The sequence below is a fragment of the Streptomyces sp. NBC_01176 genome, from assembly GCF_045039825.1.
Taxonomy (GTDB): domain Bacteria; phylum Actinomycetota; class Actinomycetes; order Streptomycetales; family Streptomycetaceae; genus Streptomyces.
This window is the reverse complement of sequence record NZ_CP108600.1, coordinates 7,124,044-7,148,754: the sequence shown is the minus strand read 5'-3', so window position 1 is coordinate 7,148,754 and position 24,711 is coordinate 7,124,044. Positions and strand designations below refer to the sequence as shown.

Annotated in this window: 24 protein-coding genes; 12 read left to right on the top strand and 12 right to left on the bottom strand. The window is 71.9% G+C overall.

Annotation, left to right across the window (positions count from 1 at the left end; all coding sequences use genetic code 11):
• The first annotated feature begins 93 nt into the window (after nt 1-93).
• Nucleotides 94-1,428 (top strand): MFS transporter, encoded by a 1,335-nt coding sequence (locus OG199_RS30940; protein ID WP_405832239.1) that lies wholly within the window; start codon nt 94-96, stop codon nt 1,426-1,428.
• A gap of 58 nt (nt 1,429-1,486) precedes the next feature.
• On the opposite strand, the gene OG199_RS30935 is transcribed toward OG199_RS30940, so the two are convergent.
• Complete coding sequence (locus OG199_RS30935; RefSeq protein WP_356803339.1) at nt 1,487-1,849, bottom strand: cupin domain-containing protein; 363 nt, start codon at nt 1,847-1,849, stop codon at nt 1,487-1,489.
• 135 nt (nt 1,850-1,984) lie between these two features.
• Between OG199_RS30935 and fdhA the strand changes: the two genes are divergently transcribed.
• Nucleotides 1,985-3,217, top strand: coding sequence for a formaldehyde dehydrogenase, glutathione-independent (gene fdhA, locus OG199_RS30930; RefSeq protein WP_401798501.1), 1,233 nt, complete (start codon nt 1,985-1,987; stop codon nt 3,215-3,217).
• Nucleotides 3,218-3,314: 97 nt separating this feature from the next.
• Here fdhA and OG199_RS30925 read toward each other — a convergent pair whose 3' ends face one another.
• Nucleotides 3,315-3,743, bottom strand: coding sequence for a VOC family protein (locus OG199_RS30925; RefSeq protein WP_405832236.1), 429 nt, complete (start codon nt 3,741-3,743; stop codon nt 3,315-3,317).
• 97 nt (nt 3,744-3,840) lie between these two features.
• Here OG199_RS30925 and OG199_RS30920 point away from each other — a divergent pair, with 97 nt between their 5' ends.
• On the top strand, nt 3,841-4,746 hold the full coding sequence (locus OG199_RS30920) for a pseudouridine-5'-phosphate glycosidase (protein ID WP_356803343.1): 906 nt from the start codon (nt 3,841-3,843) through the stop codon (nt 4,744-4,746).
• Between the two features lie 164 nt (nt 4,747-4,910).
• Entirely contained in the window at nt 4,911-5,840 is a 930-nt protein-coding gene (locus OG199_RS30915) for a PfkB family carbohydrate kinase (protein ID WP_356803371.1), read from the top strand.
• A 17-nt stretch (nt 5,841-5,857) separates the two neighbouring features.
• On the opposite strand, the gene OG199_RS30910 is transcribed toward OG199_RS30915, so the two are convergent.
• On the bottom strand, nt 5,858-6,649 hold the full coding sequence (locus OG199_RS30910; protein WP_356803345.1) for a methyltransferase domain-containing protein: 792 nt from the start codon (nt 6,647-6,649) through the stop codon (nt 5,858-5,860).
• A gap of 175 nt (nt 6,650-6,824) precedes the next feature.
• Between OG199_RS30910 and corA the strand changes: the two genes are divergently transcribed.
• Nucleotides 6,825-7,952: a magnesium/cobalt transporter CorA gene (gene corA / locus OG199_RS30905; RefSeq protein WP_356803347.1), complete on the top strand. Its 1,128-nt coding sequence runs from the start codon at nt 6,825-6,827 to the stop codon at nt 7,950-7,952.
• Between the two features lie 60 nt (nt 7,953-8,012).
• Here the strand turns inward: corA and OG199_RS30900 are convergent, their stop codons facing one another.
• Both OG199_RS30900 and OG199_RS30895 read right to left on the bottom strand, forming a co-directional pair.
• Nucleotides 8,013-8,441: a CBS domain-containing protein gene (locus tag OG199_RS30900; protein ID WP_405832234.1), complete on the bottom strand. Its 429-nt coding sequence runs from the start codon at nt 8,439-8,441 to the stop codon at nt 8,013-8,015.
• 182 nt (nt 8,442-8,623) lie between these two features.
• Nucleotides 8,624-9,256 (bottom strand): uridine kinase, encoded by a 633-nt coding sequence (locus OG199_RS30895; protein ID WP_356803350.1) that lies wholly within the window; start codon nt 9,254-9,256, stop codon nt 8,624-8,626.
• Between the two features lie 231 nt (nt 9,257-9,487).
• On the opposite strand from OG199_RS30895, the gene OG199_RS30890 reads away from it, so the two are divergent.
• The 3 genes from OG199_RS30890 (at nt 9,488) to OG199_RS30880 (ending at nt 12,687) form a co-directional block, all read left to right on the top strand.
• Complete coding sequence (locus OG199_RS30890) at nt 9,488-10,183, top strand: DUF2293 domain-containing protein (protein ID WP_405832232.1); 696 nt, start codon at nt 9,488-9,490, stop codon at nt 10,181-10,183.
• Between the two features lie 346 nt (nt 10,184-10,529).
• The gene (locus OG199_RS30885; RefSeq protein ID WP_356803353.1) at nt 10,530-11,009 is read left to right on the top strand and encodes an anthrone oxygenase family protein; all 480 of its coding nucleotides are present in this window, start codon (nt 10,530-10,532) and stop codon (nt 11,007-11,009) included.
• Nucleotides 11,010-11,199: 190 nt separating this feature from the next.
• Nucleotides 11,200-12,687, top strand: a complete 1,488-nt coding sequence (locus OG199_RS30880; RefSeq protein WP_356803355.1) for a glutamate synthase subunit beta — start codon at nt 11,200-11,202, stop codon at nt 12,685-12,687.
• Nucleotides 12,688-13,004: 317 nt separating this feature from the next.
• On the opposite strand, the gene OG199_RS30875 is transcribed toward OG199_RS30880, so the two are convergent.
• Complete coding sequence (locus OG199_RS30875) at nt 13,005-13,586, bottom strand: carboxymuconolactone decarboxylase family protein (RefSeq protein ID WP_405832229.1); 582 nt, start codon at nt 13,584-13,586, stop codon at nt 13,005-13,007.
• Nucleotides 13,587-13,627: 41 nt separating this feature from the next.
• On the opposite strand from OG199_RS30875, the gene OG199_RS30870 reads away from it, so the two are divergent.
• Nucleotides 13,628-15,055: a PLP-dependent aminotransferase family protein gene (locus tag OG199_RS30870; RefSeq protein WP_405832228.1), complete on the top strand. Its 1,428-nt coding sequence runs from the start codon at nt 13,628-13,630 to the stop codon at nt 15,053-15,055.
• A 229-nt stretch (nt 15,056-15,284) separates the two neighbouring features.
• On the opposite strand, the gene OG199_RS30865 is transcribed toward OG199_RS30870, so the two are convergent.
• Both OG199_RS30865 and OG199_RS30860 read right to left on the bottom strand, forming a co-directional pair.
• Entirely contained in the window at nt 15,285-15,548 is a 264-nt protein-coding gene (locus OG199_RS30865) for a DUF397 domain-containing protein (protein WP_148013473.1), read from the bottom strand.
• Nucleotides 15,549-16,409, bottom strand: a complete 861-nt coding sequence (locus tag OG199_RS30860; protein ID WP_401798517.1) for a helix-turn-helix transcriptional regulator — start codon at nt 16,407-16,409, stop codon at nt 15,549-15,551.
• 249 nt (nt 16,410-16,658) lie between these two features.
• Here OG199_RS30860 and OG199_RS30855 point away from each other — a divergent pair, with 249 nt between their 5' ends.
• The 3 genes from OG199_RS30855 (at nt 16,659) to OG199_RS30845 (ending at nt 20,125) form a co-directional block, all read left to right on the top strand.
• Nucleotides 16,659-17,318: an ATP-binding protein gene (locus OG199_RS30855; RefSeq protein ID WP_405832226.1), complete on the top strand. Its 660-nt coding sequence runs from the start codon at nt 16,659-16,661 to the stop codon at nt 17,316-17,318.
• A complete protein-coding gene (locus OG199_RS30850) occupies nt 17,309-17,761 on the top strand; it encodes a hypothetical protein (protein WP_401798520.1) in 453 nt (150 codons plus the stop codon). The genes OG199_RS30855 and OG199_RS30850 overlap by 10 nt, the downstream gene beginning before the upstream one ends.
• 501 nt (nt 17,762-18,262) lie before the next feature.
• Nucleotides 18,263-20,125: an ABC transporter ATP-binding protein gene (locus OG199_RS30845; protein ID WP_356803373.1), complete on the top strand. Its 1,863-nt coding sequence runs from the start codon at nt 18,263-18,265 to the stop codon at nt 20,123-20,125.
• Nucleotides 20,126-20,139: 14 nt separating this feature from the next.
• On the opposite strand, the gene OG199_RS30840 is transcribed toward OG199_RS30845, so the two are convergent.
• The 4 genes from OG199_RS30840 to OG199_RS30825 all read right to left on the bottom strand — a co-directional run bounded on the left by OG199_RS30840 (nt 20,140) and on the right by OG199_RS30825 (nt 24,677).
• Nucleotides 20,140-20,313, bottom strand: coding sequence for a hypothetical protein (locus tag OG199_RS30840; protein WP_405832224.1), 174 nt, complete (start codon nt 20,311-20,313; stop codon nt 20,140-20,142).
• Between the two features lie 286 nt (nt 20,314-20,599).
• A complete protein-coding gene (locus tag OG199_RS30835; protein ID WP_356803365.1) occupies nt 20,600-21,286 on the bottom strand; it encodes a DUF899 domain-containing protein in 687 nt (228 codons plus the stop codon).
• A 56-nt stretch (nt 21,287-21,342) separates the two neighbouring features.
• Nucleotides 21,343-23,265, bottom strand: a complete 1,923-nt coding sequence (locus tag OG199_RS30830; RefSeq protein ID WP_405832222.1) for an FUSC family protein — start codon at nt 23,263-23,265, stop codon at nt 21,343-21,345.
• 680 nt (nt 23,266-23,945) lie between these two features.
• Nucleotides 23,946-24,677 carry a hypothetical protein gene (locus OG199_RS30825; protein ID WP_153291175.1) on the bottom strand — a complete coding sequence of 244 codons (732 nt, stop codon included), beginning with the start codon at nt 24,675-24,677 and terminating at the stop codon, nt 23,946-23,948.
• Nucleotides 24,678-24,711 lie beyond the last annotated feature (34 nt).

Genomic DNA, 24,711 nt, shown 5'->3' with positions numbered 1-24,711 from the left:
CGTCGCGTGCCCCGCAGACGCCGGCTCCGCCTCCGCGTACTCCGCTTCCGCCTGCTCCGCTTCCGCCTGCTCCGCTCGTTCCACTTGTTTGACATGCGGGTGTTCGCGGTGACCGCCGTCGGGCGGCAGGCTGCCGTGCCCGTGGACATCGAGGGGATACCGGCGCTGCGGCGCCGTATCACCGGCGTACTGATCGCGGGCCAGATCCTCGGCGGGCTCGGTGTCGCCACCGGCATCGCGCTCGCCACCGTCCTGGCCAAACAGGTCAGCGGAACCGAGTCGCTGTCCGGTCTCGCGCCCACCGCGACGGTCACCGGCACAGCGGTGCTCTCCGTGCCGCTGGCCGCGCTGATGACCGCACGCGGGCGTCGGCCCGGGCTCGTACTGGCGTATCTCATCGGCGCGTCGGGGGCCTGCCTCGTCGTGATCGCCGCGTGCGTCGGGAGCTTCCCTCTGCTGCTGCTCGGCATGGCGGGGTTCGGCGCGGCCTCGTCGGCGAACCTCCAGGCGCGGTTCGCGGCCGCCGACCTGGCCGAACCCCAGCGGCGTGCCCGCGCCATCTCGAACGTGGTGTGGGCCACCACGATCGGTGCGGTGCTCGGGCCCAACATCGCCGCGCCCGCGGGACGCAGCGTGGCCGGGCTCGGGATACCGCAGGCGGCCGGGCCGTTCCTCTGGGCGGCCGGGGTCTTCCTGCTCTCGGCGCTGCTGGTGGCCGTCCTGCTGCGGCCCGATCCGCTGCTGACCGCCCGGGCGCTCGCGCCGGCCGAGGAGCGGTCCGCCGACGCTCGGTCGATCCGAGCCGGTTTCGCCGCCGTCGCCGCCTCGCCACGGGCCCGGCTGGCCCTCGTGACCGTGGCCGTGTCGCACACCGCGATGGTCTCGATCATGTCGATGACCCCCGTCGACCTCGGGCACCACGGGGCGAGCATCGATCTGATCGGGCTGGTGATCAGCGCGCACATCGCGGGCATGTACGCGTTCTCGCCCCTCATGGGACGGCTCTCCGACCGCTACGGGCGTCTCTCCGGAATAGCGCTCGCCGGGGGTCTGCTCGCCTGCGCGGCACTGCTCGCGGGCACGGCGGGCGGCAGCCACGGACAGACCGCCGCGGGGCTCTTCGTCCTGGGCCTGGGCTGGTCGTCCGGGCTGGTGTCCGGGTCGGCGCTCCTCACGGACTCCGTGCCCCAGGCCGCGCGGGCCGCCGCGCAGGGGGTCTCCGACCTGACCATGAACGCGGCGGCCGGTGTGGGTGGGGCGACCGCCGGTCTCATCGTCGCGGAGGCGAGTTACGGCTGGTTGAACCTCGTCGCCGCGTGCCTGCTGCTCCCCCTGGGCGGGCTGGCGCTCTTCACCCGTGGAAGGCACGACCGACCCTCCGAAGGCCTCCAGGACACCGCGGGCCAGGGGCCCACGGCGCTGGGCTAGGGACAGGAACTCCGGGGCAGCCGGCGGGGAGAAGGCGCCGGGCTGAAGCAACCGGAGGCTACAGGCTGATGTGGTAGGCCTTGCGGAGCGTCTCGTGCACGGTCCACGTCGTACGGTCGCCCTCGCGCAGGATCGCCGCGTCGCCCGGGCCCACCTCGATGAGACCGCCACCCTCGATCTCGATCGTGGCGCGGCCGCTGACGACGACGAAGAGCTCGTTCGCCTCGGTGTCGGTCACCACGCCGGGGGTGATCTGCCAGATGCCGCGCAGCTGCTTGCCGTCGGCCGACTCCCACAGCACCTTGCCGGTCACGACCGGGGTGCCGGAGACGATCTGCTCCGGGTCGAGCGGCTCCGGTTCGAGCTCGGCGTCGGGGATGTGGACGGCGAAGGACGGGGTGGCCTGGCTGTTCTCGGTCATGAGCGGTCACCTTAGGGGCATTCGAGAAAGGCGTCGCGCGGAGGGTGGTCGGAACGCGTGACCGGTAGCAGACTCCGCCCTGCGCACAGCCGCTGGCATCCGAAGACACGGGGGCCGAAGGGACGGCGATCACGCATGAGCGAGAGCGGAAACAGGGCAGTCGCTTATCTCAAGCCGGGTGCGGTGGAGGTCAGGACCATCGACCATCCGACGCTTGAACTGCAGGACGGGCCGGGAGTGGCCTCCGAGAACGTCGGTCGCAAGTGCCGGCACGGGGTCATTCTCAAGGTGCTCGCCAGCAACATCTGTGGCAGTGACCAGCACATGGTGCGGGGCCGTACGACCGCGCCCGAGGGGCTGGTCCTCGGACACGAAATCACCGGAGAGGTGCTGGAACGCGGTCCGGACGTCGAGTTCATCGAGGTCGGGGACATCGTCTCGGTACCGTTCAACATCGCCTGCGGCCGGTGCCGCAACTGCAAGGAGCGCAGGACCGGCATCTGTCTGAACGTCAATCCGGCCCGGCCGGGGGCCGCCTACGGTTATGTCGACATGGGCGGCTGGGTCGGAGGCCAGGCCCAGTACGCCATGGTCCCGTACGCGGACTTCAACCTGCTGAAGTTCCCCGACCGCGACCAGGCGCGCGAGAAGCTCCTCGACCTGACCATGCTGTCGGACATCTTCCCGACCGGCTTCCACGGCGCGGTCACCGCGGGCGCCGGGGTCGGTTCGACGGTGTACGTCGCCGGGGCGGGGCCGGTCGGTCTGGCAGCGGCCGCGTCGGCGCAGCTCCTGGGCGCCGCCGTCGTCATCGTCGGAGACCTCAACGCGGAACGCCTCGCCCAGGCCCGGAGTTTCGGCTGCGAGACGGTGGACGTCTCCGAGGGCCGGGTGGAGGACCAGATCGCGCAGATCCTCGGCGAACCCGAGGTCGACGCGGCCGTCGACGCGGTCGGCTTCGAGGCACGCGGGCACGGCCCGGACGCCGAGGAGGCGCCCGCGACCGTCCTCAACTCGCTGATGGGCATCACGCGCGCGGGTGGGGCGCTCGGCATCCCCGGGCTGTACGTCACGGACGACCCCGGCGGGATCGACCAGGACGCGCGGACCGGGACGCTGAAGGTGCGGCTCGGTCTGGGGTGGGCGAAGAGCCATCGCCTCAGCACGGGACAGTGCCCGGTGATGCGGTACCACCGGGGGCTGATGCAGGCGATCCTGCACGAACGGGTGCACATCGCCAAGGCGGTCAACGCGACCGTGATCGGCCTGGAGGACGCCCCGCGCGGCTACGCCGAGTTCGACCAGGGCGCCAGCCGCAAGTACGTGCTCGATCCGCACGGGGCACTCGCCGGCGTACGGCCTGTCTGACCCGACACGCGTGTCTGACGCGAAGCGCACGAGAGGGGTGCTTCCCCGAGTCCGGGAAGCACCCCTCCCGTTCTACTCGTGGTGCCGCTCTCCCGTTCTACTCGTAGTGCCGCGCCTCGAAGACGTTCCCGTCCGGGTCACGGAAGTAGAAGCTGCGCTTGGCCAGGCCGCGGGCGCCGAACGAGTCGTAGGAGAAGCCCGAGACGGGGACGGACCGCTCCTCCAGACGCGCCCGCAGAGCGTCGAAATCGTCTCCGCCCAAGGACAGGCATACGTGGTTGACGGGGTGGCCCGCACTGGCCGCGCCTCCGGGGACCATGTTCATGTACGCCGCCAGAGGCAGCGGCGCGAGATCGAAAATGGTCTCCTCGTTGAGGCGTACGGAGGGGAACGGTTCCTTCCCCGCGGCGTATTCGGTGACCCTCAGGGGCTCCAGGCCGACCGACCTCTCGTAGAAGTCGGCGGACGCGACCGGATCGCGTACCCAGAGAACGACATGGTCGAGACGTGGCGAGTTGTCCGTCATGCCCCCAGGCTGGTGCCGTGGGCCTCGGCTCGCAAGGGTTTGACCGGGCGCGCCGCCCGCCAGAGATGAGGTAGGCCGACAGACAGGAGGCAGGCGCGTGATCGTGGTGTCCGAAGAGGTGCGGGAGGCGCTCGACGCGCGCCGGCCGGTGGTGGCCCTGGAGTCGACGATCATCGCGCACGGGCTGCCGCGTCCGCGCAATCTGCAGGTCGCGCTGGAACTGGAGGACGTCGTACGGCGGGAGGGTGCCGTACCCGCGACGATCGCCGTGCTGGACGGGCGTCCTCAGGTCGGACTGGACAAGGAGCAGTTGGAGCGGGTCGCGAACGAGGACGGCATCCGCAAGCTCGGGCACCGCGATCTGCCGCTTGCGGTGGCGACGGGCGCGAGCGGGGCGACGACCGTGTCCGCGACGGCGCTGCTGGCCGCCCTCGCGGGCGTACGGGTGTTCGCGACGGGCGGGCTCGGCGGTGTGCACCGGGAGTGGACGACGACGCAGGACGAGTCGGCCGACCTGGGCCTGCTGGCGCGTACCCGGATCACGGTCGTGTGCGCGGGCGTGAAGTCGATCCTCGACGTGCCCGCGACGTTGCAGCGCCTGGAGACGCTGGGTGTCGCGGTGGCCGGGTACGGCACCGACCACTTCCCCGGCTTCTATCTGTCCGACTCCGGTCATCCCGTGGACTGGACGCTGGACTCTCCCGGTCAGGTGGCGGATGTCATGCGCGCGCAGGACGCGCTGGACGGACCGGAATCGGCGCTGATCGTCGCGAACCCCGTCCCCGAGGAGGAGCAGCTCGATCCGGGGCTCCACGCGCGCGTGCTCGCCGACGCGCTGCGCGCGTGCGCGGCCGAGGGCGTGACCGGGCAGGCCGTGACGCCGTTCCTGCTCGACCACCTGGTGCGGCACACCGACGGCGCGTCGCTCAGCGCCAATCTGGCGGCGGTACGGGGCAACGTACGACTCGCGGGACGGATCGCGGCGGCCTGGGCCGGGGCGTGAGCGGAACGGAACGCGGCGGCCTGGACCCGGACGTGAGCGGAACGGAACGCGGCGCCCCGGGCCCGGACGTCGGCCGCCGCCCCCGGGTCGACCGGGTCGACCGGGCCGACGAGTCCGGCACGGCCGGTACGGGTAGAGGTACGCGGAGTGGGGCGCGGCAGGGCGTGGGGCCCCGCCCGGATGTCCCCGGGGCGCTGCTCGTCGTCGGTGACGTGATCACGGACGTGGTCGCCCGGCATCGAGGGCCGCTCGCGGCAGGCACCGACACGGCCGCCGCGGTCCGCACCCTGCCGGGTGGAGCCGGCGCCAACGTCGCCTGCTGGGCGGCTCACCGGGGCTGCCCGGACGTACGGCTGCTGGGCCGGGTGGGCGCGGACGCCGCCGCCTGGCACGAACGCGAGCTGTCGGCCTGCGGTGTACGTCCCCTGCTCGTCGTCGATCCCGAGGCGCCGACCGGGACGGTGATCTGTCTGGTGGACCAGGGCGCCTCGGCCGAGCGGACGTTCCTCACGGACAGCGGGGCCTCGCTGCGGCTCGATCCCGGCGACTGGTCGTCCACGCTGCTCGACGGTGTCGCGCGGCTGCATCTGTCGGGTTATCTGTTCTTCTCCGAACCGAGCCGGGCCCTGGCCTCGGCGGCCCTGGAGTCGGCACGCGCCCGGGGCGTACCGGTCAGTCTGGACCCGGCGTCGGCGGGCTTCCTCGCGAAGCTGGGCGTGGACCGTTTCCTCGCGCTCGCCGAGGACGTCGACCTGCTGCTGCCCAGCCGCGACGAGGCGTGCCTGCTGACCGGTCTGCCCGATCCGGCGGACGCGGCGGCTGAGTTGAGCCGCCGTATTCCGCTGGTCGTCGCGAAACTGGGCGGCGACGGCGCCCTCGTGGCCCGCTCGGGCACCGTACGGGCACACGTTCCGGCGGCGCCCGCGACGGCCCGGGACACCACGGGCGCCGGGGACGCGTTCACCGGCGCGTTCCTCGCCGCCCTGCTCGCGGGCGCCGAACCCGAGGTGGCGGCGGTGCACGGGTGCGGGGCGGGAGCGATGGCGGTGGAGCGGGTCGGAGGAAGGCCGGAAGCGGCGCCCCCGGCCCGGTAGTCCCTCACCCGCGCTGCCTACTTGCGCCCCCACGCCGAGATCATGGGCGCCGTCGCCAGATCCATCGAGCCGGTGGCCACGTTGGCCAGGTGAGCCTCGATGTCCTCCGGGGTGGCGAGGCCCGCGGTGACGAGCTGCTCGCCGATCTGGCGGACCGTCGCGGTCTCGAGGGCGGCGCAGGCGGGCGAGGTGACGGGGAAGTACGCGTCGGCCTCCACCTCGCGCAGCCCCGCCTCACGCAGCAGGCGCGGGAGTTTGCGGCCGTAGGCGAGGTCGGCGCCGCGCTCGGCGAGCAGCTTGCGGAAGCCCTGGCGCAGCCGGTTGGCGAGTTGTTGCTCGGGGCCGTGCTCGTCGGGGCAGAGCAGGGGCTGCAGCGCCGGGTCGGCGTCCTCGAGGAGAAGCCGGCCGCCGGGCCGCAGCGCCTTGATCATCGACCGCAACGCCCGCTCCCTGTCCGGCACATGGACCAGGACGAGCCGTGCGTGCACGAGGTCGAAGCCCTCCCCCGGCGGTTCCTCCGCGGCCACGTCGTGCACCCGGACCTCGACCGACGTTCGGGCCGCCGGGGCCGCCCAGGACGTGTCGATGTCGGTCGCGACGACCTTTCCGGTCGGGCCGACCTTCTTGGCGAGCCAGGACACCACTGACGTGCCGCCCGCGCCGACCTCCCAGCAGCGCCAGCCGGGCCCGATGCCGAGGCGCTCGATGTGCCGGAACGTCGTGGGGTCGAAGAGGGTGGCGAAGGCCTCGAAGCGCTGTCCCGCCTCGGTCTGCTGGTTGTCGAGGAGATACTCGTCGGTTCGCGTCATGCAGGGATCATCCCAGTTGCCCCCCTTGTCCGGAATCGGCGACGCTTCCCGATCTCTCGGAAGCGAAGTGGAGTATTCCGTTCCCACAGGCTTTCCCGGAGATCGAACGTGCCTGGCAGACTGGCGGGCGAAGGCGCGGAGTGCGGCGCGGGAAGATCCACGCAAGGGGGTCCTGATGTCCATGGCAGGGAATCTGCGGAAGGTCACGAGCCTCGGCAGGGCCGGTGGCCTGCGCAAGGTGGCGGGACTGGCCAGGCGACGCGTCCGCGTGGACCTGAGTCACCCCGCCCGGTCGCCGCTGGGCTCCGCCGTGGTCAACTGCGTGGCCTACCGCGACGGCGTCAGGGTTCCGGGCGGCCGCGATCTGGTCGATACCGTGGAGCGCATCCGCAAGAGCGACGAGGGCTTCGTCTGGCTCGGACTGCACGAGCCGACCGACCGGGAGTTCGCCGGCCTCGCCGACCTCTTCGACCTGCACCCGCTGGCCGTCGAGGACGCGGTGGAGGCACATCAGCGCCCGAAGCTGGAGCGGTACGGCGAGACGCTGTTCGCGGTGTTCAAGACCGTCTGTTACGTCGAGCACAAAGAACTGACGGCGACGAGTGAGGTGGTGCACACCGGCGAGATCATGGTCTTCGTCGGTTCCGACTTCGTGATCACCGTGCGGCACGGACGACACGGCTCGCTGGGGCCGCTGCGCGAGGAGCTGGAGGCCGACCATCGCCAGCTCGCCAAGGGGCCGGCCGCGGTCCTGCACGCGATCGCGGACCACGTGGTCGACGACTACGTCCATGTCACGGACTCGGTCCAGGAGGACATCGACGCGGTCGAGGCCGATGTGTTCGCCGAGAACGGCGCACGGGCCGACGCGGGCCGCATCTACCAGCTCAAGCGTGAACTCCTGGAGCTGAAGCGTGCCGTGGTCCCGCTCGCCCGCCCCGTCCAGGAGCTCGCCACCCGGCCGATCCGGGTGGTCGATCCCGAGATACAGGCGTACTTCCGGGACGTCTCCGACCATCTGATCAGGGTCACCGAGCAGATAGCCGCGTTCGACGAACTGCTCAACTCGATCCTGCAGGCGCATCTGGCACAGGTCACCGTGGCGCAGAACGAGGACATGCGGAAGATCACGGCGTGGGCGGCGGTCATCGCCGTTCCGACGATGGTCTGCGGGGTGTACGGCATGAACTTCGACAACATGCCGGAGCTGCACTGGCGGTTCGGCTACCCCATCGTCATAAGCCTGATCACCGTGGGTTGCCTGGTCCTGTACCGGGGGTTCCGGCGCAACGGCTGGCTCTGACGCGCTTCTCGCCCGGTACGGCCGACCGGACGAGAAGCGTGACGGGAAGACTCCGTACGGTCAGCGGGTCATGCTCGACGCGTAGACGCTCTCGACCCAGCCGGCCAACTGATCGTCCGTCAGGTGCTGGGCCAGATCGGCTTCGCTGATCATGCCGACCAGGCGCTTGTTCTCGATCACGGGAAGCCGGCGGATCTGGTGTCCCTTCATCTCCTGGAGCACCTCGCCGACGTCAGCCTGCGACTCGATCCAGCGCGGGGTGCCCCGGGCCATCTCGCCCGCGGTGATCTGGGCCGGATCGTGGCCCATGGCCACACAGCCGACGACGATGTCGCGGTCCGTGAGGATGCCGCAGAGCCGTTCGTTCTCGTCACTGATGGGCAACGCGCCCACGTTCAGTTCGCGCATCAGCTGAGAGGCGCGGTCAAGGGTTTCGTGGGCGGGGATCCACTGGGCACCACGGTGCATGATGTCTCCGGCAGTGGTCATGAAGTACCTCCCGGTGCCGGACGGCCGGCGCGGCGCGGAACACACCGCTAGTCCCGGCGCCCTCATTCTTGCCGCGTCCCGGGGGATGTGCACCCGGAAGTCCTTGCCAGGAGGGTCGGCACACACGATCGGCAGGGGCGGGTGAACGAACCGGCACCGTCAGGGCGCTGCCGGCCGTGCCGTCAGCCGTTCCAGGCCGGGTGGCGCGGATCGTCCGCGCGGACCAGCACGTCGGCCACGGTGCCCGGAGCCACTTCCGTCTCGTAACGCCGGAAGGCGGGGAGGGTCCAGTGCTCGGGCTCCGGCGTACGGCGGCTCAGGGCGCCCGGGGAGAGGAGGACATGGACGCTCAGGTCGAACGGGAACCAGTGCCGCAGCAGGAAGGGGCCATGGAACAGGAGCAGCCCGCCGGGCGGGAGTTGGACGTAGGAGCTGCGGGTGGCGCGGTCGGTGACCGGGTCCCACAGGTCGGGCAGGACGCGGCCGTTCCCGCCGGGGTCGAGGGGACCGAAGACCTCGCGCCACAGCGCGCCGGTGTCGAACCAGCCGTCGTAGTAGGCGTCGACGTCCTCGTGGCCGTATTCGAAGCGGAGCGACGCGGGCCGCAGGAAGTCCTGGGCGCCGACGACGAGCGAGGACCGGCCGCGTATCCGCAGCGCCTCGGAGACACGGTGCGCGAGCTCGCCGGGGCGGGCGGCCGGGGCTCCGTCGAAGGCGATCCGCGGCCAGGGACTGCCGTCCTCGGGCTTCAGGTCGAGCAGACGCTCGGCGAGGAGGTCGCCGAGCCGTTCCCAGGTGATCGCTTCGAGTCGCACAGGCCCATGATGCCGCGCCCGGGGATCGCACTCGCGGGCCCGGGAGGCGGACGGGAAGGCGGGAGCGAGCCGGGGAGGCGGACGGAAGGCAGGAGCGGGCCGGGGAGGGGGACGGGAATGCGGGCGCGAGCCGGGAAGGCGGGAGCGGGCCGGGCCCCGTGGTCGAGGGCCCGCGGGAGAGACGGCCTGCCGTGGCGTGGGTCCCGGGCGCGGCAGGGGAATGAACTGTATATGGCACCGATCGCGACTCCTCCGTCCCGCGGCGGACTTCTCGTCATCCAGCCGCTCAGGAAACGGCACTGTGCCGAGTGCCGGACCGGACCGCTGACCCTACTGGTGCTGGAGGAGGGATTGCCGCGCTGTGTGGACTGCGCGGACCTGGGTCATCTGGTGTTCCTGCCGCGCGGCGACACGGCTCTGACGCGGAGATCACGGGAAGGCAGTGCCCTGTGGGCGGTGGTGGTCCGGTTCAACCGGCGGCAGAGTCGGTACGAGCGGCAGGGTGTCCTCGTCGAGGAGGCGGCGCTCGCCCGGGCCGAGGAGTGGTGTCTGGAGGACGCCGAGGCGCGGCGCCGGCGCCGTGCGCGGGACGCGCGACGCCGAGAGGCCGAGGACCAGCGGTTCACGGACGCGTTCGGGTGGGAGATACGCCGGCTGTTCCCCGGCTGTCCGGCCGAACGGGCGCGGGAGATCGCCACGCACGCCTCGGTGCGCGGGAGCGGACGGGTGGGGCGCAGTGCGGCAGGTCGCGCGCTGTCCGAGGGCGCGGTGGCCTCGGCGGTCCGTGCGTCCGTACGGCACGTGGACACGCCGTACGACCAGCTGCTGATGAGCGGCGTGCCGCGGCACGAGGCGCGTCGGCGGATCGCGCCCGCCGTGGAGGCGCGGCTCCAGGGGTGGCGCGACGAGGTCACGGCGGGCGCGTGACGGTGGCCTTCCCCGCGTGCGGCCTTCCCCGCGTGCCGTGCCCTGTGCACGGGACAGTGCCGTGTGTGCGGGACGGTGCCGTGTAGGCGGGACGGTGCCGTGTGCGCGGGACGGTGCCGTGTAGCGGGACGGTGCCGTGTAGCGGGACGGTGCCGTGTAGCGGGACGGTGCCGTGTAGCGGGACGGTGCCGTGTGCGCGGGACGGTGGTGACTCGCTCGTGGACGCTCACGCATGCGTCCGGGCACCTCGGCCATGGTCGAGGTCACCGGTACGGATTTCACTTGTGGGGATGGGAGCCGCCATGCAGGATCTTTGGCTTCGGGGAACGACGACGCGGGGGTTGTCATGATCGATGGGCCGTATCTCGTGCTGACGGTGCTGGGGGTGCTCGGCTGCGGACTGGTGGCAGGGGTGTTCTGCGGGTTCTCGGCCTTCGTGATGCGGGGGCTGGCCGAGCTGCCGCCCGCCCAGGGGGTGGCGGCGATGAACGCGATCAACACGGCCGCGGTCCGCCCGGCGTTCATGCTGCTGTTCGTCGGGGCGGCCGGGCTGTGCGCCGTGCTCGGTGTGGTCACCTTCGTGCTGCTGCCCGAGGACGGGACGGTGGAGCTGCTGATCGGCAGCGCTCTGTATCTGTTCGGGTCGTTCGGGGTGACGGTGGTCGCGAACGTCCCGCGCAACGACGCGCTCCTGAAGATGGACCCGGGCAGCCCGGAGACCGCCGTGCACTGGCGCTCGTACGTGCGCGGGTGGACGAGATGGAACCACGTCCGCACGGTCGCGTCGGCCGCCGCGGCGATCTCGTACACGCTGGCTCTCACCTGAACACGCGGGGCGCCCTCGGCCGAGCCGCGCGCCGGCTCCCGACCGGGCGCTCGCAAGGCCGTCACCTGAGCGGCAGGGCCCGGGAAGGCGTCGTATCGTGGCGGGAGAGGGGTGCCGCCCGAACGGCGTGGCCAAGGCGTCCGACGCCCGTGCGGCTCCGTGACGGTATGCGCACGCAAGGGGGACGGCCATGGCCGATCCCAAGGGATTCATGACCACGCCGCGCGAGGAGTATCCGCGCCGGCCCGTCGAGGAGCGGGTGCGGGACTGGAACGAGGTGTACGTCCCCGGTGCGCTGTTGCCGATCATCAGACGCCAGGCCGACCGCTGCATGGACTGCGGAGTCCCCTTCTGCCACGAAGCCTGTCCGCTCGGCAACCTGATCCCCGAGTGGAACGACCTCGTCGCCCGCGACGACTGGCGTGCGGCGAGCGACCGGCTGCACGCGACGAACAACTTCCCCGAGTTCACCGGCCGGTTGTGCCCCGCGCCGTGCGAGGCGGGCTGTGTCCTCGCGATCAACCAGCCCGCGGTCACCATCAAGAACGTCGAGGTGGCCATCGCCGACCGTGCCTGGGCGGAGGGCTTCACGCCTCCGAGGCCACCGGAGCGACTCTCCGGGCGGACGGTCGCGGTGGTCGGATCGGGGCCCACCGGGCTGGCGGCGGCCCAGCAGTTGACCCGGGCCGGTCACACCGTCGCCGTCTATGAGCGGGCCGACCGGATCGGCGGCCTGCTGCGGTACGGCATCCCCGCGTTCAAGATGGAGAAGCGCCACCTGGAGAGACGGCTCGAGCAGATGCGGGCGGAGGGAACCAAGTTCCGTACCTCGACGACGATCGGCCAGGACCTCACGGCATCGGAGCTGCGGATGCGCTACGACGCCGTCGTGCTCGCCACGGGCGCCACGGCCTGGCGCGAACTGGACGTGGAGGGAAGGGAGTTGAGCGGAATCCATCAGGCGATGGAGTATCTGCCGTTCGCCGACCGGGTGTGCGAGGGCGATCTGGAGGTCTCGCCGCTGTCCGCGGCCGGCAAGCACGTCGTCATCGTCGGCGGCGGCGACACGGGAGCGGACTGTCTGGGGACGGCGGTGCGTGAGGGCGCGGCGTCCGTGACCCAGCTCGACATCTATCCGCAGCCGGAGGAGGAGCGCGACCACGACGTCGAACCGTGGCCCACCTATCCGAAGATCTACCGTCTCTCGGCCGCGCACGAGGAGGCCCGGGACCTGGAGACGGCACCGGCGGCACACGCGGACGCGCGGCTCTTCGCCGCGTCCACGCTCCACTTCACCGGGGACGCCAGGGGACGGGTGCGCTCGCTGCACCTGGTCGAGGTGGACGCGGGGCGCCGCCCCGTCCCGGGTTCCGGCCGGACCCTCCCGGCCGACCTCGTGCTGCTCGCCCTCGGTTTCTCGGGTCCGGACCGGCACGACGGTCTGATCGATCAGCTCGGGCTGGCCCTCGACGCGCGCGGCACGATCACCCGCGACGCGCGCTTCGCGACCAATGTTCCGCGGGTGTACGCCGCCGGGGACGCGGCCCGTGGCCAGTCCCTCATCGTGTGGGCGATCGCCGAGGGCCGCGCGGTGGCGGCGGCGGTGGACCGCGCACTGACCGGAATCTCCAGTCTGCCGGCGCCGATCGGCCCGTACGACCGCCCCATGACGGCGTAGGCGGGCCCGTACGACCGCCCCGCGACGGCCCGGGCACGTCCCTACGACCGCCCCGCAACGGCCTGGGCACGTCCCTACGACCGCCCCGCAACGGCCTGGGCACGTCCCTACGACCGCCCCGCAACGGCCCGGGCGCGTCCCAACGGCCGCCCCGCGACGGCCCGAGCGCGTCCCAACGGCCGCCCCGCGACGGCCCGAGCGCGTCCCTACGACCGCCCCGCGACGGCCCGGGCGCGTCGCAACGGCCGCCCCGCGACCGGCACATGGCGCTCTCCCAGTCGCACCCCGATGTCCCGCCACGGCCCCTGGGGCTCCCCTCAGCGGGTGTCCGTCCCCGCGACCTTCGCCGTCGACAGGGCGACCCGGTTCCAGGTGTTGATCGTGAGGATCAGGGCGAGGACGTGGGCCAGTTCCTGGTCGTCGAAGACTGCGGCGGCCCGCGCGTAGACGTCGTCCGGGACCCCGCCGTCGGCGACCAGGGTGACCGCCTCGGTGAGGGCGAGGGCGGCGCGCTCCCGCTCGGTGAAGAAGTGGCCGGCCTCGCGCCACACCGCGACCATGTGCAGCCGGTCCTCGCTCTCACCGGCCTTGCGGGCGTCGTTGGTGTGCATGTGAAGGCAGTACGCGCAGTGGTTGAGGTGCGAGGAGCGGATCTGGATCAGTTCGACGAGGGCCGGGTCGAGCCCCTCCCGGGCCGCCGCGTCGAAGCCGATCAGGGCCCGGAAGACCCTCGGGGCGGACTTCGCGAGGTCGAGGCGGGGACGCCCGGCCACGGCGGGCGCGGGCGCCGTTCCCCCGGGGACGCCCGCCGCACGCTCCGTGCCGGCACCGGCACCGGTGCTCGCGCTCATGTTCGTGCTCGTGCTCGCGCTCATGCTCGTGTTCGTCGTCATGACCATGAATCTATGGGCCGGAAAGACCAGTTGTAGGGTTCATTCCCATGGCGGAATCATGGGTCAATTCTGCGGAACGGATCGGCGCCGACCTGCACTTGGAGCTGTCCGGGCCGGGCGGACGCCGGGCCGCCCTGATCCGGGCGCTGCGCGACGCCGTGCGCGGCGGAAGGCTGGCGCCGGGCACGCGACTGCCGCCGTACCGCTCGCTCGCCGCCGACCTGGGCATGGCGCGCAACACCGTCGCCGACGCGTACGCCGAGCTCGTCGCCGAGGGCTGGCTGACCGCCCGCCAGGGCTCCGGCACCCGGGTCGCCACGCCCTTGGGACAGTGGGGGAACACCGCGGCGCCGGGCGCCGCCGGGCGCGTACCGAAGAAGGCACCCGTACCCGCCCGGGGCCCCCGGCATGATCTGCGGCAGGGCACTCCGGACGCGTCGTCGTTCCCGCGTTCGGCCTGGCTCGCCTCGTACCGCCGGGCCCTCCAGCAGGCGCCCAACGAGGCCTTCGGGCCGGGCGATCCTGCGGGTCGGCGCGAGCTGCGCGAGGCCCTCGCCGCATACCTGACACGGACGCGCGGCGTGCGCGCCGAGCCGGATCGGATCGTGGTCTGCTCCGGCTTCGCGCACGCTCTGCGGCTGCTGTTCCCGCAGGTCCTGCGCGGGCCGCTGGCCGTCGAGTCGTACGGTCTCGCCTTCCACCGCGAGGTGCTGACCGCCGCGTCCGTACGGACCGTGCCGCTGGCCCTGGACGAGGACGGCGCCCAGGTGGGCGAACTGGACCGGGAGCGGGCCGTACTGCTCACGCCGGCCCACCAGTTCCCGACCGGCGGCCCGCTGCATCCGGCGCGGCGGGCCGCGGTGGTCGACTGGGCACGCGCGCGCGGCGGACTGATCCTCGAGGACGACTACGACGGTGAGTTCCGCTATGACCGCAGGCCAGTCGGCGCCCTGCAGGGAATGGACCCGGAGCGGGTCGTCCACATCGGCTCGGTCAGCAAGAGCCTGTCGCCCGCCCTGCGGCTCGGCTGGATGGTCCTTCCGGAGCGGTACGTCGACGCCGTCCTCGCGGCCAAGGGCGAGCGGGAGGCGTGGGCGAGTGCCCTGGACCAGTTGACGCTCGCGGACTTCCTCGCCTCCGGGTCGTACGACCGTCATGTGCGCCGTATGCGGCAGCGGTACCGGACCCGGCGCGACCGGCTCGTCGCGGCGCTCGCCGAGCGGGCCCCGCACGTCGAGGTCACCGGGATCGCGGCCGGCCTGCACGCGGTGCTGAGACTGCCGCCCGGGACCGAGCGGTCGGCGGTCAAGGCCGCGACGTGGCAGGGCGTCGCGCTGGACGGTCTCGCCGAGTTCCGCCACCCACGGGCGACGATGCCCGCGGCGGACGGATTGGTGGTGGGGTACGCGACGCCTTCGGAACACGCGTACGGGGCTGCCTTGGAGGCGTTGTGCGAGGCGCTGCCACCCGGGTGACCGCGTCCGCCGTCACCGGGACGACCACGCCCCGCACTGTCGTGCTTCCGAGTTCTGCGGCGCACCTCCGGATTCTTCCCGTATCGACGATGGGTGTTCATTCAGCACTGTTTTAGGGGAGTTCAACAGCATTCAACGGAGCTCAAGAGGAGGGCAAGGGGACCAGACGAGATGAAAAGGACCGGCGGAGCGGAAGGGTCGGGGGAGAACAGAGCCGGGAAGAAAAGGTTCAGGAAAGAAGGAAGTCCGCCACCCCTTCCTTGGCTCCCTGGATGAACGCGGTCATCTCACCGGGCGTGTAGATCAGAGCGGGTCCGTCCGGGTCCGCCGACTGGCGCACCGCGATCCGTCCGTCGGCGAGTTTCATCGCTTCCAGGCAGTTGCCGCCGTTGCCTCCGCTCCAGGGCTTGTGCCAGCCCTCGCTGCCTAGTTCACGGGCCGGCATTCCGTTGTAGATCCGCTCGTTGCGCATCCGCTGCTTGATGTTGTCCATTCACAACTCCTTGCGGAGATCCAGGAGGATCTCCTTCGTGCGATGTGCCGTCGCGGCCTGAGCCGCCATGCGGTCCATGACCTCGAGGTGGGTCGCCACCTCGGAACGCTCGTCCAGATAGACGGCGCCGGTCAGGTACTCGCTGTAGACCATGTCCGGGAGCTCCGGCATGGCAAAGCGAAACAGCACGAAGGGCCCGTACGTGCCGGCGTGCGGCCCCGTGGAGAACGGGACGACCTGGAGCGTGACGTTGGGCAGCTTCGTGGACTCGATCAGTTTGTCGACCTGGGCGCGCATCACCTCGGGGCCGCCGACGGGGCGGCGCAGGGCCGTCTCGTCCATCACGGCCCAGATCCGGGGTGCGCCCTCACGGACGAGCAGATCCTGGCGTTGCATACGCAGCGCCACATGGCGCTCGATGTCCTCGGGTCTGGTCTGGCCCACGGCGCCCGCCTTCAGGACGCCACGGGCGTACTCCTCGGTCTGCAGAATGCCGGGGACGAAGTGGGGTTCGTACGACCGGATGAGGGTGGCCGCGCCCTCCAGGCTGACGTACATCGAGAACCAGCCCGGCAGGATGTCGTGGAAGCGCTGCCACCAGCCGGGCCGGTTGGCCTCCTCCGCCAGTTGGACGAAGGCCTCGGCCTCCTCGTCGGAGACCCCGTACGACTTCAGCAGCAGCTGGAGGTACGGGATCTTGAGGGAGACCTCGGCCATCTCCATCCGGCGGACCGTGGCGGGCGCGACGCGCAGGATGCGCGCGGCCTCCTCACGCTTGAGGCCCGCGCGTTCGCGCAGGTCCAGCAGGCGTCGGCCGAGGACGACCTGACCGACCGTCGGCGCGGACCGCGGTTCGCTCACGTCCCACCTCCACTGAAGTCCTGTGAGTCCTGAACGACCCTGAGCCCCGAACGACTCCGCTCGCGGGCCGGACACCAAGTCCTGACAGAACGGGCGGCGCCGTCCGGGTTCCGTCCGTCTGCTTCGACGATCCCAACTGGCGCCGCTCGGCGTGCTGTTGCCTGCAGTGTGCCACGGCCCTTCTCGGAGTCACACGGCACTCTGCATTTTTCAGAGTGACACTTGCCAAGTGTGCACGGCGGGGCGATAGTGGCAAGCGTGACTCCGTCCGCGCCTTTAGGAACAGACACCGCCGAAGACCGTTCCGGTCTCCGTGCCATCGCAGGGCTGCGCTCGCGCGCGGCCCGCGGGCGCCGGTTCCGCTTCGAGCTGGCCGCACACCCGGCTTCCGTCGCTCAGGCGCGGCAGCTGACGCGTGCCCGGCTCGCCGGTTGGGCCCTGTCCGACGACACCTGTGACACGGCTGTCCTCGTCGTGTCCGAGCTGGTCACCAACGCCATCCTGCACAGCGCGAGCCGGCGGGTGGTGTGCGAACTGCACGACAACGACGACCTGGTGCGGATAGCCGTACGGGACGAGGGCTGCGCTCCGGGCGAGCCGCGCCCCTCGGCACAGCGCCCCGACGAGGAGCGCGGCCGGGGCCTGCCGCTCGTCGCGGCCATGTGCCGGGCCTGGGGCGCCCAGGACACCGGGCCGGGGCTGCTGGTCTGGGCCGACCTGCCGCGCTGCCCCTCGGCGGCCGCCGAACCGGCCCGGTCCGACCTCGGCTGGACCGCGAAGAAGCCGCCGTCCGAAGGGCGGGGCACCGGAACGGAAGCCTCGCGGGGCACGGGGACGGGGACGGGGACGGAAGCGTCGTGGACCACCGGGACGGAAACGTCGTGGGGCACGGGGACCGAATGGCTGTGAGGGGTACGTCAGCCGCAGGACCCGCCACTCAGGTCCTGGGCCTGGACACGCTGGTCCGCCTGAAGCGCGCGCGGGCAGCGTCCGGAGCCGTCAGACGTCTCCCCGTACCCGAGGGAATGGCCGTGCCGCTGGGGTGCGACGCGGTGGCCGTACCCGCCCCCTTCGGCCCCCTGCTGCTGTCGCGGCTGCCCCGCGTGGGTTGTGTGTACGCCGACAGCGCGCAGTGGTGGTGGCTCGTGCCTTCCGAGTCCGATGTGGCCCTGGACTGGCCCGCGCCCGCCCACTACGCCACCGGCGCGGTCGTACCGGACGCGCCGCTCGCCCCCGGACTCATCCACCGACCGCACGGCACCCTGCCGTACACCCCGCCGATCCCCCTCTATCTGGCCCTGTGCCGGATCACGGGGACGACGCCTGTCTGGTCGCGCCCGATCAGCGCGTAGACCGCCGCGACCAGGGCTCCCGGGCGGGTCCGAAGTGCGCCGGTCGCCGCCCATGCCCCGTTGCCGCCGTGCGTGAAGGACCGCGTTCCTGGGGAGGGCACCGTTCGTCCGTACCCGGGGAGGCCCATGGTGGGGAGTTCGGCAGGAGAGCCGGTGCAGAGGACGACGCACGCATCGGCCCCCGAAGCAGCAGAAGAAGCAGATCGGGAAGCCGCACGGGAAGCACCGCCCGTATCGGCACAGGCCGTACCGCCCGTCGCCGCACGGGAGGCTCCACCCGGATCGGTACGGGAAGCACCGCCCGAATCCGCAGGGAAGGCACCGCGGGAAGCCGCGCCGGACACCGAACAGGGGTCGGCGCGCGAGGGGGCACCGGACGCCACGCCGGACACCGAACAGGGGTCGGCGCGGGAAGCGGCTCCGAGGAAGAGGCGTGACGACGGCAAGACGGCGCCCTCCGCATCCGAACGCCTGCTCTTCGGCGGCCCCCTGCGCTACGACATGGGGTGGTCCCAGCACTCGGACGCGTTCCTGGAGTTGAACTTCCGCGCGATGGTGACGCGGCTGCCGGCGTTGCTCGCCTCCAGCTTCCGGCTCGCCTGGACCGCGGACCGCCGCGCCGCCCGTATCGTGCTCGTCGCCGAGCTGGCCCGGGGTGCGGCGCAGGCGGTGAGCCTGCTGGCCGTCAACAACGTGCTGGGCAGACTGGTGACGAGCGGCCCGGTCCAGGACCGGCTGCGCGGAGCCCTGCCGGCGCTGGTCACGGTCGCCGTCGTGATGCTGCTCTCCGCGCTGCTGCGGGCGGCCTCCACCTACGCCACCGGACGTCTGGAACCCAAGGTGGAGCGGGTGGCGACCGAGCTCTATCTGGAACGCGCCGCGGCCGTGGAGTTGTCCGCGATCGAGGACGACGCCTTCCACAAGCTGCTGGACACCGCGCAGTACGGTGCCTCGTCGGCCCGGCGCATGATCGCGATCGCCACCCGCGTCGTGAACGCGATGATCTCCCTGATCGCGGCCGCGGGCGTGCTGACCGTGCTGCACCCCGCCCTGTTGCCGCTGCTCGTGACGATGACCCTGCCGAGCGCCTGGAGCTCCCTGACCATCGCCCGGCGCCGCTACGAGTCCTTCCACACCTGGGTGCAGCACGCCCGTGCCGGCCATCTGATCAGCAACCTGCTGACCGAGCCCGAGGCGGCTCCGGAGATCCGCGTGCACGGTGTCGGCCCGTTCCTGCTGCGCCACTTCCGCTCGATGTCGGAGACCGCCGAGGCGGAACAGGCCCGGCTGGCACGCCTCTCCGCCCGTACCGGCCTGATCGCGGCGGCCTGGACGGGGCTGGCCACGGTGGCGACGTACGCGACCCTCGGCGCACTGCTGGTCAGCGGTGCGATGGCGCTCTCGGTGGCGGGGACGGCCGTGCTCGCGATCCGCACCGGCTCCGCGAGCCTCGACACCCTCGTCCTCGAGGTCAACTCCCTGCACGAGGAGGCCCTGTTCGTGGGCGATTTGCAGCGGCTGTACGTCGAGGCTGCCGAGCGTGCGATACCGGTGGGCGGCGATCCGCTCCCCGAGGATCCGAGCGAAATCCGCTTCGAGAACGTCACGTTCACCTATCCGGGCGCGTCGACCCGGCCCGCGCTCGCGGATGTCACCCTCCGGCTGCCGCTGGGCCGGATCGTGGCGCTGGTCGGCGAGAACGGTTCCGGCAAGACGACCCTGGTGAAGCTGCTCGCGGGCCTCTACGCGCCCGAGCGGGGCCGGATCCTGTGGGACGACGTCGACGTGGCGACCGTCGACCGGCAGCAACTGGCCGGGCGCATCGCGATGGTGGCGCAGGACTTCAAGCGGTGGCCGTTCACGGCCCGCGTCAACGTCGCGGTCGGACGGGCCTCGGCCCCGCTGACCGACGAGCGTGTCGCCTCGTCGGTCGCGGAGGCCGGTGCCGAGGACGTGGTCGCCGATCTGCCCCGCGGCCTGGACACGCTCCTCGCCCGGGGCTTCAGCGGCGGACACGAGCTGTCGGGCGGGCAGTGGCAGCGTCTGGGCATCGCGCGGGCCGCGTACCGCCGCGGCCGCATCCTGATCGTCGACGAGCCCACCGCGGCCCTCGACGCCCGGGCCGAGCTGGAGGTGTTCGAGAAGATCCGGGCGCTGGCGGGCAGCGGGCAGACGGTCATCCTCATCACGCACCGGCTGGCCTCGGTCCGCCACGCCGATCTTGTGCACGTACTCGAACAGGGCCGTCTCGTGGAGTCCGGCAGCCCCGACGAACTGCTCGCCTCGGGCGGCGTCTACGCCGAGCTGTACTCGCTGCAGGCGGAGCAGTTCACCTCGAAGGTGCCCGCACCGAAGGCGGGTTGATCCGGCGCGGAACGCTACTCGACGAGTTCCCCGCCGCGCACGATCACCAGGAACGCGTCCGAGGTGAGGTCCATGACGACCTCCGCGGCCTGCCCCTCCAGGCGGCACGCGTGCGCGAACTCCTCGGCGGGCCACGAACCGCGTGGTCCGCCGGCGGGAAAGCGCTCCAGCACCATTCGCCCGTTCACCCTGTACCTCCATGCAGCGCTGTACTTCAAAAGTTGAGCGACTCATAGAGTTAAACGCCACAGGCAGGGTGAAGGGCTCGCCCAGTGACGGTACTGAGACGTAGCCGACACCTGTTCACCGCATGGTGTGAGAGAGCTCTCCTTCCGCGCACGTTTCCTGTCAGTTCTTGTACTCGGCTCGGTCCTCGTCCTCGGTCCGGTCCTCGTCCTCGGTCCGGCCCTCGTCCTCGGTCCGGCCCTCGTCCTCGGTCCGGCCCTCGATCTCGGTCCGGCTCACGTACCCGGCTCAGTCCTCGTACTCGTCGTGGTACCGGATCCGTTCGCTGCCCGCCGGCGCCCCGAGCGCGGACGCCCGTCCTGCGGGCACCTCCCACTCCTCCTGCCGTCCGAGCGCGGTGAGGTCCAGCAGCGTGGTCGTGGAGCCGAGCCCGTCGAGGCCGCGCTCGTACGTCGAGTACGTGTGGAACACCCGCTCGCGCTCCCGCAGGAAACAGCTCACCCCCGGCCGCTCGTAGGGCTCGTCGCCCCCGAAGGACGCCTGGAAGTCGTAGTTGAAATCGCTCTCGCGGGACGAGTACCAGGGCAGCGTCCAGCCCATACGGGCCTTGAACGGCAGGATCTTCGTGTACGGCGCCCGGGAGACGGCGGCGAACTCGGTGCCGCGGGCGCGCAGATGGGCGAGATGTCCGATCTGGTCGAGGAAGGCCGAGCAGCTGCGGCAGCCCGCATCCCACTCCGGCGCGAACATGAAGTGGTAGACCACGAGTTGGTGGCGCCCCGCGAAGAGGTCGAGCAGCGTCGCCTTCCCGTCGCCGCTCTCGAACACGTACTCCTTGTCGATCTCGACCATGGGCAGCCCGCGCCGCTCCGCGGCCAGCGCGTCCCGCGCGCGCGTGGCGGCCTTCTCCCTGACCAGCAGTTCCTCGCGCGCGGTGCGCCACTCCTCGCGCGAGACGATCCGCGGAAGCGTCATGTGTCCCTCCTACCGAACGGTGCCTTCGGTGTGGTGACCGGACGCGGGGACGGAACTCATCGGCGAACCAGCAAGATTTTTCTGTCCGCCCGTCCTTCGGCGAGTCCGTCGAGTTCGTCGAGGAGTTCGGCGACCCGTCCGGTGTGTCGGGGGGTGAGCCGTCCCGTGTCGTCGAGCTGTACGGCGCAGGCGGTGGTGGTGTCGACCAGCCGTTCGAGGGTGGCCGCGACCTCGTCCGTGCCCTCGGCGTGCCGGGCCAGGGCGGGGAGCTCCGCGGCGGCGACGTCGATCACGGCGCGGGCCTCCGCGAGCGAGCGGTAGGCCTCGCGGCGCAGCGCCCAGCGGCCCGTCCGGTCGTCCGTCGTGCCGTCGTCCAGGACATGGGTGAGGTAGGCGTGCGCGGCCTCGGCGGCGCGTGCGAGCCGAGCCCGTACGCCTCCCCCGCGCTGCCCGAGCGCCGGGAGATGCCCGACGAGCAGCACGATCGCGCAGGCCAGCAGTGTCTCGCCGATCCGGTTCCAGGAGGCCTGCGGCTCTCCTCCCACCATGACGAGGCTGAGCACCAGGACGGTGACGACGGCGGTCTGCGCGGCGAAGTGCCGGGTGGCGACGGGGATCAGGGCGCCGCACACGGCCACCAGGGCGACCAGCCCGGCCGGCCTCGGCAGCAGCGCGGCGAAGCCGGCGAAGGCGACAGCGCCCAGCACGGTCCCCGCGGCCCGGCAGATCACCCGCGAGGCGAGCGGCCCGAGATCGGGCTTGACGAGGAAGACGGCGGTGGCGGGAAGCCAGTACCAGTGGGGATGACTGCCGTACCAGCGGGTGTGGTGGAGGGCCTGGGCGACGGCCACGCCGGCGCCGAAGCAGAGGCCGACGCGCAGGCCGTACTCGCGTCCGCCGGAACCGAAGGCGGTGCGCACGAGGGACATGGTGGTTCGGCGCCGGAGGTGCGGGCGCTGTCCGGCGCCGCGCGGGTCTTCCCGGCCGCAGCGGCCTCCCCACGCTCCCCGCACTCCCGGGTCTCCCTGGTCTCCTCGGTCGAAGGCGTCGGCGGCGTGCAGCAGCGCGTCGTCGAGGGCGCGCAGGGCGGGTGCGGAGCGGGCGGGAGCTGGCAGCGCGCCGGTGTGCGTGCCGGTGCGCACGGCGACGGCGAGACGACGTGGCCCCTGCACGGCGCGCGCGGGTACCGGGTCGCCCGCCCAGGCGAGGGCGGTCGCGGCCTCGGCGAGCGGAAGTGCGGCGGCGTACTGGTCGTGCAGCCGCCGCTCGGCCGCGGGACCGGCGCGGCGTCGCAGCCGGGGTCCGTCGAGGGCGTCCTGGGCGTGATCGAGTGCGGCGGTGAGCGCGACTCTGCGGCGGGGCGCGTCCGGTCCCCCGGCCGCTTCGAGCAGCGCGGCGACCGCCTCGTACACGGCGCCGACGGCGTCCCGCTCTCCGTCGAACCGGTAGTCGCCTGCGGTGGCTCCGGGCGTGGGCAGGGCGAGCCGCAGCGCGAGCAGCCAGCCTGCCCCGCCGAGGAAGAGGATCGCCCGCTGCCATCCGGGCTCGGGCAGCGGCATGCCGGCCCCGATGGCGGAGGCGACCAGCAGTTGCGTCCCCGCTCCGCTCGCGACGGGGCCGACAGCACTGACGGCTCCGGCGGTCAGCCCGAGCCCTGTGAGAAGAAGGGTGAGCGTCACCGCCCCGACGTGCTGTCCCGCGTACGACCCCACGAGCAGCCCACCGGCTCCCGCGAGCGCCGGCGCACCGAGCCGCCCGACCGCGGCCCGACGGCTGCCCGGCCGGTCGTTGATCCCGGCGAGCATCGCGCCGAGGGCCGCGACGACGCCCGCGGAGGTACGGCCGCTCAGGACGGCCACGAGCAGGAGGGGGCCGGCGGCCAGGGCACCTCGTACGACCGCGCTCCAGGGCACGGGTCCCCGCTGCGTGCGCAGGGCGTGGGCGAGCCAGGGCGGTACGGCGGCGCTGAGGCGGGACACGGGGCTCCAGTCGGGCGAGGGCGGGGTGCCTTCGGGCGACATCGGCCGGGCTCTGTACGGACCAGGGTAGATCGCCTGCCCGGACGGAAAGGGGCGCGGGCGTTTCGACGATGTGACGCTTTGCGGGAGAACGGCGTTCTTTATGAACGCAACTCCCGGTGCCGTGACGGGAAAGCATCCGGGGGCGGGAAGCGGTCCGGGGACGGGAAGTGGTCCGGGGACGGGATTCGGCTCAGGAAGGGGCAACGGTTCCGGGAACGGGAAGCGGGTCCGAGGGCGTAGCCGGCCCCCGGACCCTGTGATGCCACCCATGTCACACGCCGGCACACTTGAGGACCCAGGTCAGTCGTTATGTCGCCGCGTCCTGCCTTTGGACCACCACGCATCGAGCTGCGCGGACCGGACTTGAACCGGCATTTCGGCGTCCCGGGGCCTGGGCCCGGTCGATCCGGCGATCGGCGGCGAATGCTGAGTCTGGAGCAAGAGTCTGAGATTGATCACGGTCTGCCTCTGCCGATTTGGGCTACCGCGGCGCGTGGGCACTGTGGGGAGTGCCGTTGGGTGCCGCGGGGAGGACTCGAACCTCCACTGGAACCGTGCATTCACGACAAGCTTCAGGTTCAGCTTGCGCTCCTCGCGCACCCCGGCCGTGGTGCGTGGTGGCCGGGGAGATTCAGAGGCTACCCGAACAGGTAGCCGAAAACGGAGTCCCCGACGCGCTGGTCGACGACGTCCACGCCGTTCGCCTCCTCGCGGGCGAACTTGACGGCCTGCTGCAACTTCTCGACGCGGTCGAGGAGTTCGTTCACGCGTCGGGCGGGCAGGGCGCCGGAGAACTTCACGGTCGTCCAGTACCCGACGGGGATGTCCTCGTAGTACACCTCGACCTGCGCGGGGTGCTTCTCGGTGGCCTCGGCCTTCACGTGGTTGCGCGGGACCTTCTTCGTCCGCAGCGTGCGGACGGGCTCGGTCTTCCACGCGTCGGTGGAGGGGTCCTGCACCCAGGACTCGGAGGCGTCGAGAACCGGCAGCTTCCTGACGAAGGTGTTGATGTCGGTGAGCTGCTTCTCGAGGAACAGCAGGTAGGAGACGGGCACGTCGGCGACGAGCACCCGGCCGTCCACCTTCACGTCCGCCCGGGCCGCGCAGTTGGCCCAGTCCTTGGTGGCGGTCACATCGAACAGCCGCGTGAGCGTCCCCGCGGTGTCCCGGAGCACGTCCTCGGCCTGCACCTGCACCCGCGTGGACTCGGGCGGCAGCTGCTCGCCCTCCTCGTCCTTCGGCTGGTAGGTCCGCGAGATACCGGCCAGCAACGCGGGCTTCTGCAGCCCGTGATGGGCTGCCGTCAGGTCCTGATGGGACTTGGACTTGACGCCCTTCTCCACTGCGATGATCTGATTGAGTTTCGCCACGTCGGTGACGGTAGCAGTGACAACGGGACCTTTT

Excerpts from the sequence above, each read along its gene's own strand:
- OG199_RS30940 (WP_405832239.1), top strand. The coding sequence starts at position 94 with ATGCGGGTGTTCGCGGTGACCGCCGTCGGGCGGCAGGCTGCCGTGCCC.
- OG199_RS30935 (WP_356803339.1), bottom strand. The coding sequence starts at position 1,849 with ATGACCGAGAACAGCCAGGCCACCCCGTCCTTCGCCGTCCACATCCCC.
- fdhA (WP_401798501.1), top strand. The coding sequence starts at position 1,985 with ATGAGCGAGAGCGGAAACAGGGCAGTCGCTTATCTCAAGCCGGGTGCG.
- OG199_RS30925 (WP_405832236.1), bottom strand. The coding sequence starts at position 3,743 with ATGACGGACAACTCGCCACGTCTCGACCATGTCGTTCTCTGGGTACGC.
- OG199_RS30910 (WP_356803345.1), bottom strand. The coding sequence starts at position 6,649 with ATGACGCGAACCGACGAGTATCTCCTCGACAACCAGCAGACCGAGGCG.
- corA (WP_356803347.1), top strand. The coding sequence starts at position 6,825 with ATGTCCATGGCAGGGAATCTGCGGAAGGTCACGAGCCTCGGCAGGGCC.
- OG199_RS30900 (WP_405832234.1), bottom strand. The coding sequence starts at position 8,441 with ATGACCACTGCCGGAGACATCATGCACCGTGGTGCCCAGTGGATCCCC.
- OG199_RS30890 (WP_405832232.1), top strand. The coding sequence starts at position 9,488 with ATGGCACCGATCGCGACTCCTCCGTCCCGCGGCGGACTTCTCGTCATC.
- OG199_RS30885 (WP_356803353.1), top strand. The coding sequence starts at position 10,530 with ATGATCGATGGGCCGTATCTCGTGCTGACGGTGCTGGGGGTGCTCGGC.
- OG199_RS30880 (WP_356803355.1), top strand. The coding sequence starts at position 11,200 with ATGGCCGATCCCAAGGGATTCATGACCACGCCGCGCGAGGAGTATCCG.
- OG199_RS30875 (WP_405832229.1), bottom strand. The coding sequence starts at position 13,586 with ATGGTCATGACGACGAACACGAGCATGAGCGCGAGCACGAGCACGAAC.
- OG199_RS30870 (WP_405832228.1), top strand. The coding sequence starts at position 13,628 with ATGGCGGAATCATGGGTCAATTCTGCGGAACGGATCGGCGCCGACCTG.
- OG199_RS30865 (WP_148013473.1), bottom strand. The coding sequence starts at position 15,548 with ATGGACAACATCAAGCAGCGGATGCGCAACGAGCGGATCTACAACGGA.
- OG199_RS30850 (WP_401798520.1), top strand. The coding sequence starts at position 17,309 with ATGGCTGTGAGGGGTACGTCAGCCGCAGGACCCGCCACTCAGGTCCTG.
- OG199_RS30845 (WP_356803373.1), top strand. The coding sequence starts at position 18,263 with ATGGGGTGGTCCCAGCACTCGGACGCGTTCCTGGAGTTGAACTTCCGC.
- OG199_RS30835 (WP_356803365.1), bottom strand. The coding sequence starts at position 21,286 with ATGACGCTTCCGCGGATCGTCTCGCGCGAGGAGTGGCGCACCGCGCGC.